Annotated in this window: 9 protein-coding genes; 1 reads left to right on the top strand and 8 read right to left on the bottom strand. The window is 76.0% G+C overall.

The window, feature by feature from the left end:
• Positions 1 to 2: 2 nt before the first annotated feature.
• The 3 genes from ACI79D_RS12125 to ACI79D_RS12115 all read right to left on the bottom strand — a co-directional run bounded on the left by ACI79D_RS12125 (position 3) and on the right by ACI79D_RS12115 (position 8,031).
• Positions 3 to 3,332, bottom strand: coding sequence for an ATP-dependent helicase (locus tag ACI79D_RS12125; RefSeq protein WP_456918664.1), 3,330 nt, complete (start codon positions 3,330 to 3,332; stop codon positions 3 to 5).
• Positions 3,329 to 6,514, bottom strand: coding sequence for an ATP-dependent helicase (locus tag ACI79D_RS12120; protein ID WP_456918663.1), 3,186 nt, complete (start codon positions 6,512 to 6,514; stop codon positions 3,329 to 3,331). Before ACI79D_RS12120 ends, ACI79D_RS12125 begins: the two co-directional genes overlap by 4 nt.
• 83 nt (positions 6,515 to 6,597) lie before the next feature.
• Positions 6,598 to 8,031 (bottom strand): toll/interleukin-1 receptor domain-containing protein, encoded by a 1,434-nt coding sequence (locus ACI79D_RS12115; RefSeq protein ID WP_456918662.1) that lies wholly within the window; start codon positions 8,029 to 8,031, stop codon positions 6,598 to 6,600.
• A gap of 162 nt (positions 8,032 to 8,193) precedes the next feature.
• On the opposite strand from ACI79D_RS12115, the gene ACI79D_RS12110 reads away from it, so the two are divergent.
• Complete coding sequence (locus tag ACI79D_RS12110) at positions 8,194 to 9,099, top strand: DUF4231 domain-containing protein (RefSeq protein ID WP_456918661.1); 906 nt, start codon at positions 8,194 to 8,196, stop codon at positions 9,097 to 9,099.
• Between the two features lie 10 nt (positions 9,100 to 9,109).
• Here ACI79D_RS12110 and ACI79D_RS12105 read toward each other — a convergent pair whose 3' ends face one another.
• The 5 genes from ACI79D_RS12105 to ACI79D_RS12085 form a co-directional block, all read right to left on the bottom strand.
• Positions 9,110 to 9,442, bottom strand: coding sequence for an MGMT family protein (locus ACI79D_RS12105; protein WP_456918660.1), 333 nt, complete (start codon positions 9,440 to 9,442; stop codon positions 9,110 to 9,112).
• Positions 9,439 to 10,449 carry a hypothetical protein gene (locus tag ACI79D_RS12100; RefSeq protein WP_456918659.1) on the bottom strand — a complete coding sequence of 337 codons (1,011 nt, stop codon included), beginning with the start codon at positions 10,447 to 10,449 and terminating at the stop codon, positions 9,439 to 9,441. Before ACI79D_RS12100 ends, ACI79D_RS12105 begins: the two co-directional genes overlap by 4 nt.
• Positions 10,450 to 10,532: 83 nt before the next feature.
• Positions 10,533 to 11,117 (bottom strand): TIGR03086 family metal-binding protein, encoded by a 585-nt coding sequence (locus ACI79D_RS12095; RefSeq protein WP_456918658.1) that lies wholly within the window; start codon positions 11,115 to 11,117, stop codon positions 10,533 to 10,535.
• A gap of 153 nt (positions 11,118 to 11,270) precedes the next feature.
• The gene (gene moeZ / locus ACI79D_RS12090) at positions 11,271 to 12,431 is read right to left on the bottom strand and encodes an adenylyltransferase/sulfurtransferase MoeZ (RefSeq protein WP_456918657.1); all 1,161 of its coding nucleotides are present in this window, start codon (positions 12,429 to 12,431) and stop codon (positions 11,271 to 11,273) included.
• Between the two features lie 119 nt (positions 12,432 to 12,550).
• Positions 12,551 to 13,369 carry a DUF3152 domain-containing protein gene (locus ACI79D_RS12085; protein WP_456918656.1) on the bottom strand — a complete coding sequence of 273 codons (819 nt, stop codon included), beginning with the start codon at positions 13,367 to 13,369 and terminating at the stop codon, positions 12,551 to 12,553.
• Positions 13,370 to 13,511: the final 142 nt, after the last annotated feature.

The raw sequence follows: 13,511 nt of genomic DNA, 5'->3' as shown, positions 1-13,511 counted from the left end.
GCTCAGCGGGCGGTGCCGGTGACCAGGGCGAGCAGGCCGGCCTCGTCGAGCAGGTCGACCGGGCGGACGGTCACCCCCGCGGCGACGTGGTGGAACCCGGCGCTGACCCGCTCCACGGGGACGCCGATCAGCCGCGACCAGCCCAGCCGGTAGGCGGCCAGCTGCACGCCGGCCGCGGCCAGCTCCGCACCCGAGGGCGGCGGCCCGGTCTTCCAGTCGACGACCTCGTAGCCACCGTCGCCGTCGGCGAAGACCGCGTCGATCCGCCCGCGCAGCGTGAGCGGACCGAGCGGCGTCTCGAAGGGCACCTCGACCTCGACCGGCTGGCGGTCGGCCCACTCACTGGCGAGGAACGCCGCCTGGAGATCGGCCAGCGCGCTGTCGGGCGCGGCGAACTCGTCGCCGGAGCCGGGCAGCTCGTCGAGGTCGACCAGCCGGGCGGCACCGAACCGCTCCTCCAGCCAGGCGTGGAACGCGGTGCCGCGCCGGGCCAGCGGCGCCGGGGCGGCCGGCATCGGCCGGCGCAGCCGGCGGGCCAGCTCCGCGGGGTCGCGGCGCAGGGCCACCAGCGCCGACACCGACAGGTGCGAGGGCAGCGGCACGTCGACGGTCGGGCTGGCCGCGGCGGCGCGCTCGCGCAGCAGCAGGTCGGCGTCGCGCACCCACTGGTCGACCAGCGGATCGGGGTCGCCGAGCCGGAGGCCGGCGTCGAGGGGGTGCGGCGGGGTCCCGGCGAGCAGCTCGGCGGCGGCGGCCAGCGCGCGGCGGCGGCCCGGCGAGAGGGGGTCGGCCGGCCAGACCCCGACCGGCCACTCGGCCAGCGCCGGGTTCTCCGCGCCGTCCTCCGGCGCCGGCGCCCAGTGCAGGACCGTGCCGGCGCCGGCCTCGCAGGCCCCGCGCACCGTCTCCAGCAGGGACGACGGGCCGTTCGGCCGCACCCCGTCGCGCCACCAGCTGCCCGAGCAGACCAGCAGCTGCCGGGCCCGGGTGACGGCGACGTAGCCCAGCCGGATCTCCTCGCCGGTGCCGAACTCCTTCCAGTCCTCGACGTACTGCTCGAGGGCCTCCTTGACCGCCGCCTGGTCCCCGGAGCCCGGCACGGGCAGGCGCAGCTGCGGCAGCTCCGCGCGGTCGACGGTGCGCAGGTCCACCGGCACCGCACCCGGGTCCTTGATCCACGAGTCGCTGGCGCCGGGCTTGGCCGGGAACTGGTCGGCGGTCAGGCCCGGGACGGCGACGGCGTCCCACTCCAGGCCCTTGGCCGAGTGCCCGGTGAGCAGCTGCACCGCCTCGGGGTTGACCGCCACCTCCCCCGGCTCCAACCCGCGCTCGCGCTCCTCGGCGTCCCGCAGGTAGCCGAGGAAGGCCGGCAGGGACGGCAGCTCGGCGAGCTCGGTGAACTGCGCGGCCACGGTGTGCAGCGCGTCGAGGTGGGCGCGGGCGCCGGCCGGGCTGACCTCGGGGGCGCTGGCCAGCTCGGTCTCCAGGCCGAGGGTGCGGGCCACCTCGTCGACCAGGTCGGGCAGCGACTCCCCGAGCCGGGTGCGCAGCGAGCTCAGCTCGGCACCCAGCCGGCGCAGCCGGCGGTGGCCCTCGGCGGAGTAGTCCTGGGCGTCGCCGAGGTCGTCGAGCGCCTCCACGATGCTGCCCCGCTCCTGCGGCGGCTCGGGCGCGCCGGGCTGCTGCGCGCCGGCCCGGTGCGCGTCGCGCTCCGGGCGGCGGGAGTGCACCAGCGCGCGGGCGCGGGCCTCGAGCGCGGCGAGGTCACGCGGGCCGATGCGCCAGCGGGCGCCGGTCAGCAGCCGACCGAGCGCGTCCCCGGCGGTGGGGTCGACCAGCACGGTGAGGGTGGCCACGACGTCGGAGACCTCGGGGACCTCCAGCAGGCCGCCCAGGCCCACGACCTCCACCGGCAGGCCGCGCTCGCGCAGGGCGGCGGCGATCCCGGGCAGCTGCTTGCGGGTGCGGGCCAGGACGGCGACGGTCGGCGGGCGGCCGTCCGGACGGCGGCCCACCACCGGGTCCGTGCCGTGCCAGCAGGCGGCCAGCCGGTCGGCCAGCGCGGCGGTCTCCTCCGCGACGGTCTCGTAGAGGCCCACGGTGACCGCGCCGCGGCCGGCGGTGGGTGCGGGCGAGAGGTCCGGCAGCGGCACCTCGGGCGGCGGCAGCATCGCCGACACCGCGTTGGCGACGGCGAGCACGGCCTCGTCGTTGCGCCAGCTGGTGGCCAGGGTCAGCCGCTCGGCGCGCCGTTCGCGGACCCCGGGGAAGGTGCGCGCGAAGCGCTCGATGGTGCCCGCCGACGCCCCGCGCCAGCCGTAGATGGACTGGCGCGGGTCCCCGACGGCGAGCACCGGGTGGCCGGTCTCCCGGCCGAACAGCGCCTCGAGCATGCGCAGCTGCCCGACGCTGGTGTCCTGGTACTCGTCGAGCAGCACGACCTTCCAGCGGGCCCGTTCGCGGCGGCCGACCTCCGGCGCGGAGACGGCGATGCGCGCGGCGGAGGCGACCTGGTCGGCGTAGTCGATGGAGCCCATGGCCCGCTTGCGCGCCTCGAACGCCTCCACCAGGGGCAGCAGCGCCGCCCGCGCGCGCTGGCGGGCGAGCATCTCGACGACCGGGGCGTAGGGGCCGCGCTTGCGCGGCGCGTCCGCGTAGCCGGCGACCTGCGCCTCCAGGCGGGCGGTCCAGGCGCGCAGGGCGGCCGGGGTCACGTCGTGCTCGCCCATCTCCGCGGCGAGGGCCAGCACGTCCTCGACCGTGGTGAGCAGCGACAGCGGGACGTCGTCCATGTCGCCGGTGTAGGCGGCGACCACCTGGGCGGCCTGCCCCCAGCACATGGCCGGGCCCAGGACGCCGGCGCCGGGCTCCACGCCGATCCGCAGGCCGTGCTCGGCGACCAGGGACGCGGCGTAGCCGTGGTAGGTGGCGACGGTCGGCTGGGCGATCTCCAGCCGCTCCTTGAGCTCCGGCTCGGTGTCGGGGTGGCGGGCCAGGGCACCCAGCCGCAGGTGGATGCGCTCGTTGAGCTCGCTGGCCGCCTTGCGGGTGAAGGTGAGGCCGAGGATCGCCTCGGGCTCGACGACCCGGTTGGCGACCAGCCAGGAGACCCGCGCGGCCATCGTCTCGGTCTTGCCCGACCCGGCCCCGGCGACGACGACGAGCGGCCGGTCGGCGGGGGCGGCCACCACCCGGGCCTGCTCCTCCGACGGCGCGTAGGACAGCCCGCAGCGCGCGGCCACCTCGGCCGGGGTGAGCAGCCGCCGCGGTTCCGGCTGCGGCTCGAGTCCGCCGTCGAACAGGTCGTCGAAGGACAGCTGTTCGGTGGTCACGCGGTCACCTGCCGGCCGCGCTCGTGCAGCGGGCAGCTGCGACGGGCCGGACAGCGCGAGCAGTGCGTGCCGGTGCGCACCTCGAAGGCGCCGGCGCCCATGCCGTCGCCGACCGCGGCGATCAGCTCACCGGCGGGGGTCTGCTCCAGGGGGACGTCGGCGGGCAGCGGCTCCTGGTGCTGCTCCTTGGCCTTGGCGCCGGTGCCGACCTGCAGCAGCGCGGCGCCGCCGGGGACGGTGCCGTGGCCGGCGAAGGCACCGGCGGCGACGGCCACCTGGTAGGCGGCCAGCTGCCCGTGCTCCTCGACGTTCTTCGCGGCGGTCTTGCCGGTCTTGAGGTCGACGACGACCAGCCGGCCCTCGGCGTCGCGCTCCAGCCGGTCCACCTGCCCGCGCAGCCGCGCCCGGCCGACGACGACGTCGAAGTCCTCCTCGGCGGCGACCAGCTCGCGCCGGTTGGCCGCGTGCCAGCGCAGGAACCGGTCGAGCATCTGCTGCGCCGAGCCGCGCTGGCGCTGGTCGGACCACCCCGGGCCGAGGTCGAGCGTGTCGAGCTCGGCGGCCAGCGCGTCGGGCGCCTCGGCCGGCGGCAGCCCGTCGGCGACCCGCTGGGCGACGGCGTGCACCGCCGAGCCGACGGTGCGGGTGGCGTCGGGCGAGGCCTCCGCGCCGACCGCGCCGAGGACCCAGCGCAACGGGCAGCGCTGGAAGGTCTCGATCGCCGAGGGCCGCACCCGCACCGTGGCGTCCTCCGGCACGAGCGGGGCGTCGTCGGACAGCGGCGGCAACCCCCACCACTGCGCGGGGGCCGCGCCGGGGACGCCCTCGTCGGCCAGTCGGCGCAGCACCGCGGCGGCCGCCGACCGGCGGGTGGCGGGGGTGTGCGGGTCGGTGACCGCCCGGCGCAGGTCGGCGACGAGCGCGGGCAGGGTCAGGGAGCGGGGCAGCTCGGTGAGCGGGCGGCCCTCCTCGGGGGACGGCGCGACCAGCTCCAGGAAGCGGGAGGCGGTCGCGCCGGCCTCGGCGCCGTCGAGGGCGCCCTGCACCGCGGTGACCACCAGCCGGCGGCGGGCCCGCGTGCAGGCGACGTAGAACAGCCGCCGCTCCTCGGCCAGCGCGAGCGCGCGGCGGTCCACCCGGGCGCCGTCGACCCCCGCGGCGCGCTCCACCAGCTCCTCGGTGCCGAGCAGCGAGGACCGCTCCCGCAGGTCCGGCCAGACGCCCTCCTGCACGCCGGCGACGCAGACGAGGTCCCACTCCAGGCCCTTGGACGCGTGCGCGGTGAGCAGGCGGACGGTCTCGTCGTTCGCCGCCCGGGCCGCACCGGTGTCGCCGGGCAGCTCCTGGGCGGCGAGGTGGTCGACGAAGGCGCGGACGTCGGCCGAGGGCAGCCGGTCGACGAAGCCGGCCGCGGCGTCGAAGAGGGCCACCACCGCGTCGAGGTCGCGGTCGGCCACCGCGCCGGCGGCCCCGCCCGCGGCGCTGGCCCGCGCCCAGCGCCCGGCGAGCCCGCTGCGCTGCCACATCGCCCAGAGGACGTCCTCGGCGCTGCCCCCCAGGCCCAGTGCCGCCCGGCCGGCGGCCAGGACCCCGGCGACCCGGTGCGCCGAGCGGGCCACGTGCTCGGGGAGAGCCTCCAGCAGCGTCTCGTCGGTGAGCGCGGTGGCCAGCGGCGCGCCGCGCTCGGCGGCGTCGACGCCCTGCTGGGCCAGCGCGATGCGGACCGCCCGGCGCAGCCGGCGCAGGTCCAGGACCGTCGCCCCGCCCAGCGGTGAGGCCAGCAGCGCCTCGGCCGCGGGCTCGTCGAGACCGGGCGGCGTGCCGTCGGAGCCGGGCAGCAGCGCGTCGAGGGCGCCGAGGAACGGGGCGACCGCCGGCTGTGCGTGCAGCGGCAGGTCGTCGGAGGAGATCGCCGACGGGACGCCGGCCGACGTGAGCGCCCGTCGCAGCGGACCCAGGGCGACGGCGGTGCGGACGACGACGGCCATCTGTGACCACGGCACGCCGTCGAGCAGGTGCGCGCGGCGCAGCACGTCGGCGACGTAGGCGGCCTCGACGGCGGCGGACCCGAAGACGTGCACCTCGGCGGCGCCGTCCGGGGTGCCCTCGACCGGCTGCAGCCGGCGGTGCTCCCAGGGGCCGGGCAGGCCCTCGGCGACGCGCCGGCTGATCCGCAGCAGCTCCGCGCCGGAGCGGCGGCAGACCCCCAGCGACACCCGCTCGGCGGGCCGCCCGTCGGCGTGCCGGAAGCGCTCGGGGAACTCCCCGATGCCGCGCGGCTCGGCGCCCCGGAACGCGTAGATGGCCTGGTCGGGGTCGCCGACGGCGACCAGGTCGCCGCCGCGGCCGGCCAGCAGCTCCAGCAGCTCGACCTGCGCGGGGTCGGTGTCCTGGTACTCGTCGACGAACAGCCAGCGGGCCCGGGCGCGCTCCTGGCGCAGCAGCTCGGGGTCCCCGGCCAGCTCGGCGATCGCCTCGCGCACCAGCTCCGCCGGGTCGAAGCCCGCGGCGTCGCCGCGACCGGCAGTGGCGAACGCCGTCACGGCCTCGTACTGCTCGGCGAACGCGGCGGCGTGCACCCACGCCTCGTGGCCCACCTCGCGGCCCCAGGCAGCCAGCCGGTCGGCGCCGATGCCGCGCTCGGTGGCCCGCAGCAACAGCTCCCGCAGCTCGGTGCGGAACCCGGCCGTCGACAGGGCGGGGGCGAGGGAGGCCGGCCAGCGGACCGCCCCCTCCTCCTCGACGTCACCGCGCAGCAGCTGCGCCACGACGGCGTCCTGCTCGGCTGCCGTGAGCAGCCGGGGCGGGAGGTCGCCCCGGAGCAGTGCCGCCCGGCGCAGCACCCCGTAGGCATAGGAGTGGAAGGTGCGGGCCAGCGGCTCACGGATGGTGCGGGCCACCCGGGCGGTGATGCGGGTGCGCAGCTCGGCGGCGGCCTTGCGGCTGAAGGTCAGGACGAGGATCTGCTGCGGGTCGACCCCCCGGTCGATCCGCGCGGCGACGGCCTCGACGATCGTCGTCGTCTTGCCGGTGCCGGGACCGGCGAGCACCAGCAGCGGTCCACCCGCGTGGTCGACGACGGCCTGCTGCGTGGGGTCCAGCCGCGGCGGCGCCACCGGTTCCGGATCGGTCTGCACGAGCCGGTAGACCGGCGCACCCTCTGCCCCCCGCAGCGCCACCACCCTTCGATGACACCACGGGTGTCCGACAGGCCCGGGACGGGTGGGGCGCGTGTGGCGAGGCGCTGCCCACCCCACGCCGGGATTCAGGGACGGAAGCTGCTGTTCGAGACCCACCACAGGTACAGCGCGGCGAGGTCCTCCTGGGTGCTGCCCCCTGCCACGACGGTGCCTTCCGTGAGCGCCGCGTTGTCGGTCCAGGTGATCCTGACCACGCTGTTCTGCGTGTCGACGTCGCAGGCGTACCGCCCGCTGCTGTCGCCGCTGCCCCACCCACTCTTGCCGGTCGTGGTCGTGCAGTCCTGTCCGTCGGGGATGTCCGACAGCCCCAGCCGCGAGATGTCTGTGTCGAAGACCGAGGACAGCCTGGCCTCGTCCTCGTAGAGGTGGAAGAAGGCCCGTGCGGGTCCAGGTTGCGTCGCGCTGGGCCCGCACGTCGCCGCGGCGATGTCGCCGTCACCGGCCGGATCGGCAAGCCGGCAGTCCCGGAAGTCGACGGGGAGCTGCTCCAGCAACCGCCGCTCGGCCGACTCCCCACCGACCAGGACGACGGCCCCGATGACCCCGAGCACCACCACGGCCACCGCGGCCGAGACCAGCAGCACCAGTCGGTTGCGCTTGGCACGAGTGTCCGGGGCGGGGTGCCATGCGTGCGCACCCCCGCCGGGCGGGCCGGGAGGCACCCCGCGCGGCGGGGTGTAGGGCGGGCCACCGGGCTGCGACGGGAAGCCGTACCCGGGCGGCGGAGCAGGTGCCGTCTGCTCAGGACCGGCCCACGGAGGCAGCTGTCCTGCTCCCGACGGCACGCTCGGGCGCTCGCGGACCTCCGGCTCAGGTGGCCGCGGACTCGGCACGGCAGCGCGCCCCGCGTACTCGGTGAGCACCTGGTCGATCTCCCCGGCGTTGCGGTAGGTCACGTCGGGGCGCTGCCGCAGCGCGCGCAGCAGCTCCAGGGCGTCGCCCCGGACGCCCTCGTCCTCCTCGGTCTCCAGGCACTCCCGCAGCTGGCGGATGAGGCTCCCCTGCTCGACCGGCGTGAGGTTCTCGGCCTCGATCGCGGAGCCCAGCCGCAGCAGGTAGGCGAAGGGCACCGGGGGTGGCGATGGCAACGGGTCGGGCAGCTCCCGTCGCTGCGCCCCCGCCTCGCCGAGCGCGGAGAGCAGCCGGATGGCGGCGGCCGACGTCGGTTGCTGGTAGTCGATGACCTGGAGGTCGGCGACGGGGCTGGTGCGGAGCCTCTCCACGTGCCCGACCTGGACCGGCAGCACCGGCAGGCCGAGGTCACGGGCGTAGGCCAGCTCGGCGCGGCACGGCTTGGACGCGAACGCGTGGTCCGAGGTGGCGAACAGGAAGACGTCGCACGCACGGATCTGCCTGAGGATCTCCTGCCACCAGGGGTCACCGCCGTTGAGGGCCACGTCGTGCCACACGGCGAGCCGGGCACCCTCGAGATCGGCGACGAGCTGCCGCGCGCGTCCCTCGTCGTTGCGCGAGTAGCTGACGAAGACCTTGATCGTCATGTCTCGGTCCGTCCCGGTCGGTCGAGCCCGCAGCGAGGCCCATGATGCCGAGCCGACGTCCGCTCCGGAACACACGCGACCCCCGAACGGACCTCGTCGGTCTCGTACCCGGGAGCCCTCGCATCCCGGACGCCGGCCGGGCGACACCCCTACGATCCGCGCGTGGGCAGCCAGGACACCCCCACCTACTCCCGGGCCTTCGGCGTCGCCGACCACACGGCCGCCTGGGCGCAGCGGACACACCTCCGGCTCACCCGCGCCGAGCTCGGGCTGCTCGTCCTCGCGGCGGCCGCGGGCGCCGTGCCGGGGCCGGTCGGCCCCCGGGGCGTCGACCTGGCCGGCGTGGCGGCGGTGGTCCTGTTCTCGACCACCCTCGTGCTGCGGGGGTACCGGACGAGCGTGCGTCCCACGACGGTCTGGCAGGACGCCCGCGCCGCCGCAGAGTCGATCAAGACGCTGTGCTGGCGCTACGCCGTCGGCAGCCGGCTCTTCCCCGCGGACCTCGACGGCGCCGCGGCCGACCGGCTCTTCGTCGAGCGGCTGCGGGAGATCCTCGCCTCCATCCGCGACCTGCAGGCCGTCGAACCGGAGGACCACCAGTACGAGGAGGTCACGCAGTGGATGCGCCGGCTGCGGGCGGCACCGCTCGCCGAACGCCGCAGCGCCTACGAGCGGCAGCGCATCGAGGACCAGCAGCACTGGTACGCGGGGCGGGCCCGGTCGAACCGCCGCCGGGCCCAGCGCTGGAACGTCGCCGTCCTGACCCTCGAGCTGCTCGGTGTCGTCGTCGGCGTGGTGAAGGCGTTCAGCCTGGCGGGGACCGACGACGACACCGCCGGCCTGCTGGGGCTCGTCGCCACCGTGGGGGCTGCTGCGGCGGCGTGGGTCCAGACCAAGCAGTACGCGGCCCTGGCCTCGGCGTACGCCATCGCCAACGAGGAGCTCGCCGCGATCCGGGTGCTGATCCCCTACGCGGCGACCGAGCAGCAGTGGGCGGAGTTCGTGGACTCCGCGGAGGCGGCCATCTCCCGCGAGCACACCATGTGGCGCGCCTCGCGGACGAGCTGAGGCCCTCTCGTCACGGCCAGCCGACCGTGGCGAGGTCGACCCGGCCGTTGCGCACCGGCACCCCCTCGGCGGCGAGCAGTTCCAGCTGCCGCACCCGGACCGGCTCGGCCACCGTCCCGTCGGCGCGGACCACCCGGTACCAGGGGACCGCTCCCCCGCCCTGCGACAGCGCGCGGGCGACCCGGCGCGGACCGACGCCGACCAGCCGGCCGATGGCGCCGTAGGTGCTCACCCGGCCGGGCGGGATCTGCTCGACGGCGTCGAACACCGCCTCGTCGACGTCCTCCGGATGCGCGGAGGCGCCCGGGGACGGGTGTGCTCCGGGCGCCTCCGGCGAGGTCACAGCTGGTAGCCGCTGTTGGTCGTCCACCACTCGTAGAGCGCGGCCAGGTCGGCCTGGGTGCTGCCGGGCGCGGCGACGATGCCCTCGACGAGGGCGTTGTCGTCGGTCCAGATGATCCCCACCTGGCCCTCGTCGGCGTTGATGGCACAGGCCACCGAGCCGGAGTTGTCCGACGAGGTCCACTGCCCGACGCCGGTGGTGTCGGCGCAGGTCTGGCCCTCGGGGATGTCCGGCGCGCCGGAGGTGTCGGTCTTGAAGACCGAGTCGAGGGTGCCCTGGTCCGGGTAGAGGAAGAACTCCGCCTGCTGCGGGCCGGGCTGCGTGGTGCTGGCGCCGCAGCTGGCGTGCGCGATGTCGCCGTCGCCCTGCGGGTCGGCTTCGGTGCAGTCGGTGAAGTCGACCGGGAGGATCGCGAGGAGGTCCCCGCCGCCGGGGGCGGGGGCGGGCGCGCTGGAGGAGCTGCTGGTCGACGGGCGGGAGCTGGAGCTCGACGATGAGGTGGTCGCGGCGCTCGTGCTCTCGGCGGCCGGAGTCGGCTCGTCGTCGTCGCGGAGGGTGAGGAAGAGGACGGCGGCGAGGGCGACGAGGGCCACGAGCCCGGCGACCAGGCCGATGACCAGGCCACGGCGGTTCTTGCCCGGTCCCTGCTGACCGGGCTGGCCGTAGGGGCCCGGCTGCCCGTACTGCCCCGGCTGTCCGTAGGGGCCGGCCTGTCCAGGCTGGCCGTACGGGCCCGGCTGCCCGTACTGCCCCGGCTGGCCGTACGGCCCCTGTTGTCCGGGCTGCCCCGGCTGCCCGTAGGGCCCGGCCTGTCCGGGCTGGCCGTAGGGCCCCGGCTGTCCCGGCTGGCCGTAGGGCCCGGGTTGTCCCGGCTGACCGGGCGGCGGGCCCTGCGGCGCCCCACCCTGACCACCGGGGCCACCCTGCGGTTGTCCCCAGCCTCCCTGACCCGGCTGCTGGGGACCGGGCGGGCCGTAGGGCCCCTGACCCGGCGGTGGCGTACTCATGCGGGTGACCTCCTGGTTCTCGAGAGCGCCCGCAGCTTAGAGGCCGCCGATCCGTGGATCGGCTCACCGCATCACGGCGTGCGTCACCCCCGACGCCCGAACCGGGCCAGCAGGCGGGACTGCGGCGACGCGGTGGGCGGCACGTCCAGCGGCGGGTCGATCAGCCCGGGAACGCCGTCCTCCGGCAGCCGGTCGGCGACCACGAGACCGGCGGTGACCAGGACCGGGTCCAGGTCGGTGTCCCCGCCGGTGGCGCGGGCGAGGTCCCAGGAGTGCACCGTCAGGTCGGCGGTCATCTCCTCCATGTAGTGCGCCGCGAGGAGGGGGCCGCGGGCGAGGTGCACCGTGCGCAGCAGCGCGTGGTCGTCGGCGAAGGCCGTCAGGGCGGCGTCGGCCGCGGACTCCCAGCCGGTCAGCGGGTCGTCGCCCAGGAGGTCGGGCGTCGCGTCGGGGAACCGGCCGTCGAGGAGGTCGTACGGTTCCCCGGCGAGCAGCGGAGGCGCGCACAGCGCCTCGGTGACCAGGTGGGCCACGAGGTCGGCGACGCTCCACCCCGGCAGCGCGGGGTCCTCCCACTGCTCGGGCTTCACCGCGTCGACCCGATCGGTGAACGATGCCTGCGCCCGCTGGAAGAGCTCGAGCAGTTCGGCGGGAGAGATTTCGGACACGTCGTCAGTAGACGCCACGAGGGCCCGGACCGCTCCAGCGGGGAGCGATCCGGGCCCAGGTGAGGTGATGGAGCGGCCCCCTGGCGAGGGGCTGGAACGGCCCCCTGCAGGGCCCCGCCGCGAGCGTGCGAGTGGCGGGGGCAGGGGGTCCTCTCAGTAGGTGGGCAGCGTCTTGTCGATCCGCGTCGCCCAGGCGGTCACGCCGCCCTGGACGTGCACGGCGTCGGAGAAGCCGGCGTTCTTGACGGCGGCGAGCACCTCGGCGGAACGGACGCCGGTCTTGCAGTGCAGCACGATCGGCTTGTCCTGCGGCAGCTGGGACAGCGCCCGGCCGGAGAGGATCTCGTCCTTGGGGATGAGCTTCGCGCCCGGGATGGACACGATCTCGTACTCGTTGGGCTCCCGGACGTCGATGAGCTCGAAGTCCTTGCCGGCGTCCATCATGTCCTTGAGCTCGTCGACGGTGATCGTCGCGCCGGCCGCGGCCTCCTGGGCCTCGGTGGAGACGACGCCGCAGAACGTCTCGTAGTCGATCAGGCCGGTGATCGGCTCGGCCTCGGGGTCCTTGCGCACCTTGATCGTGCGGAAGGTCATCTCCAGGGCGTCGTAGACCATCAGCCGGCCGAGCAGCGTCTCGCCGATGCCGGTGATCAGCTTGACCGCCTCGGTGGCCTGGATGGCGCCGATGGTCGCGCAGAGCACGCCGAGCACGCCGCCCTCGGCGCAGGAGGGGACCATGCCGGGCGGCGGGGGCACCGGGTAGAGGTCGCGGTAGTTGGGCCCGTGCTCGTTCCAGAAGACCGACACCTGGCCGTCGAAGCGGTAGATCGAGCCCCACACGTACGGCTTGCCCAGCAGCACGCAGGCGTCGTTGACGAGGTAGCGCGTGGCGAAGTTGTCGGTGCCGTCGACGATCAGGTCGTACTGGCTGAAGATCTCCATGACGTTGTCGCTGTCCAGCCGCGTCTCGTGCAGGCGGACGTCGACGTACGGGTTGATCTCCTTGATCGTGTCCCGCGCGCTCTCGGCCTTGGACCGGCCGACGTCGGACTTGCCGTGGATGATCTGCCGCTGGAGGTTGGACTCGTCGACGACGTCGAACTCGACGATGCCCAGCGTGCCGACACCGGCCGCGGCCAGGTACATCAGCACCGGCGAACCGAGGCCGCCGGCGCCCACGGCGAGCACCTTGGCGTTCTTCAGCCGCTTCTGACCGTCCATGCCGACGTCGGGGATGATCAGGTGCCGGCTGTACCGGCGGACCTCGTCGATCGACAGGTCCTCGGCGGGCTCCACCAGGGGTGGCAGGGACACGGGTTGCTCCTCAGTCACTCGACAGCGGCCCGCGGGGGCCGGCGTTCGTCGGGACAACAGCGTGACACGCGGGGCTGTTCCCACCCGCGGGGTGGCCGCCTCGCCGGCCGGGGAGCCGACTACGGGTGGGGCCAGGGGTTCTTGGCGCAGCCCTGCAACCCCAGCGTCTGCTGCTGCATGACGGGGGCGAGCTGCCCCGGTCCCGGGCACTGCTGGTGGCCGTTGCCCAGGGCGTGGCCGACCTCGTGGTTGACGACGTACAGGCGGTAGGTCGCGACGTCGCCCTGGTAGTCCGGGACGGCGGTCTCCCACCGCGCCAGGTTGATCACCGCCCGGTCGCCGTACCGGCAGGAGGTGTAGCCGCCGGTGCCCACGCCGGGGCAGTAGGTCTCCATGTTCCCGGGGCTGATCAGCGTGACCTTGAAGTCGTACGCGCCGGCCGCGGCCTCCTCGGTCCCGACCCGCTGGAAGGACATCCGGCCGCCGGCGCCCCACGAGCGGGGGTCGCCGAGGGTGGCCTCGACGGCGGCGGCGAACGCGGCGCCGTCCACGCCGATGCCGTCCTCGACCTCGACGACGAACCGCTCCAGCGGCCCGCTGCCGTAGACCTGCGAGGTGCCGGGGACCACGGTGACCGTGCCCGCGCCCTTCTGCACGAAGCCCGTCGCGGGCGCCTCCACCTCCGTCGGCCCGGCATCACCCTCGGCCCGCCCGGCTTCCTCCGACGACTCGCCGTCGCCGGTCGGCTCGGCGTCCTCCGTCGGCTCGGCGGTCGGGGCCGCCGCCGACGGGCTGGCGACGGCAGGGGCGGACGACGCCGCGGAGCCGGCCGTCCGGGACGTCGTCCCGGCCCCGGAGGCGACCAGGTCGAGGAGGGTCAGCACGGTCGCGATGGTCAGCAGCGGGATGGCGTAGGCCCGCCAGCCCCACCGGGTCAAGAACCGGCGCAGTCCGCCACGGGGCTGCCGGAGGGGCGCGGGCGGACGGCGGTCGGCCGCGGCCCGGCGGGAGCCGGGCGGGTCGCCGGGTGCCGGGCGCGGACGGGGCCGGGGGTCGGCGACCGCGGCGCGGTCGCCGCTC

This window comes from Geodermatophilus sp. SYSU D00708 (assembly GCF_054050115.1).
The sequence above is the reverse complement of the archived record's forward strand: the minus strand, read 5'-3'. Positions and strand labels throughout refer to the sequence as shown.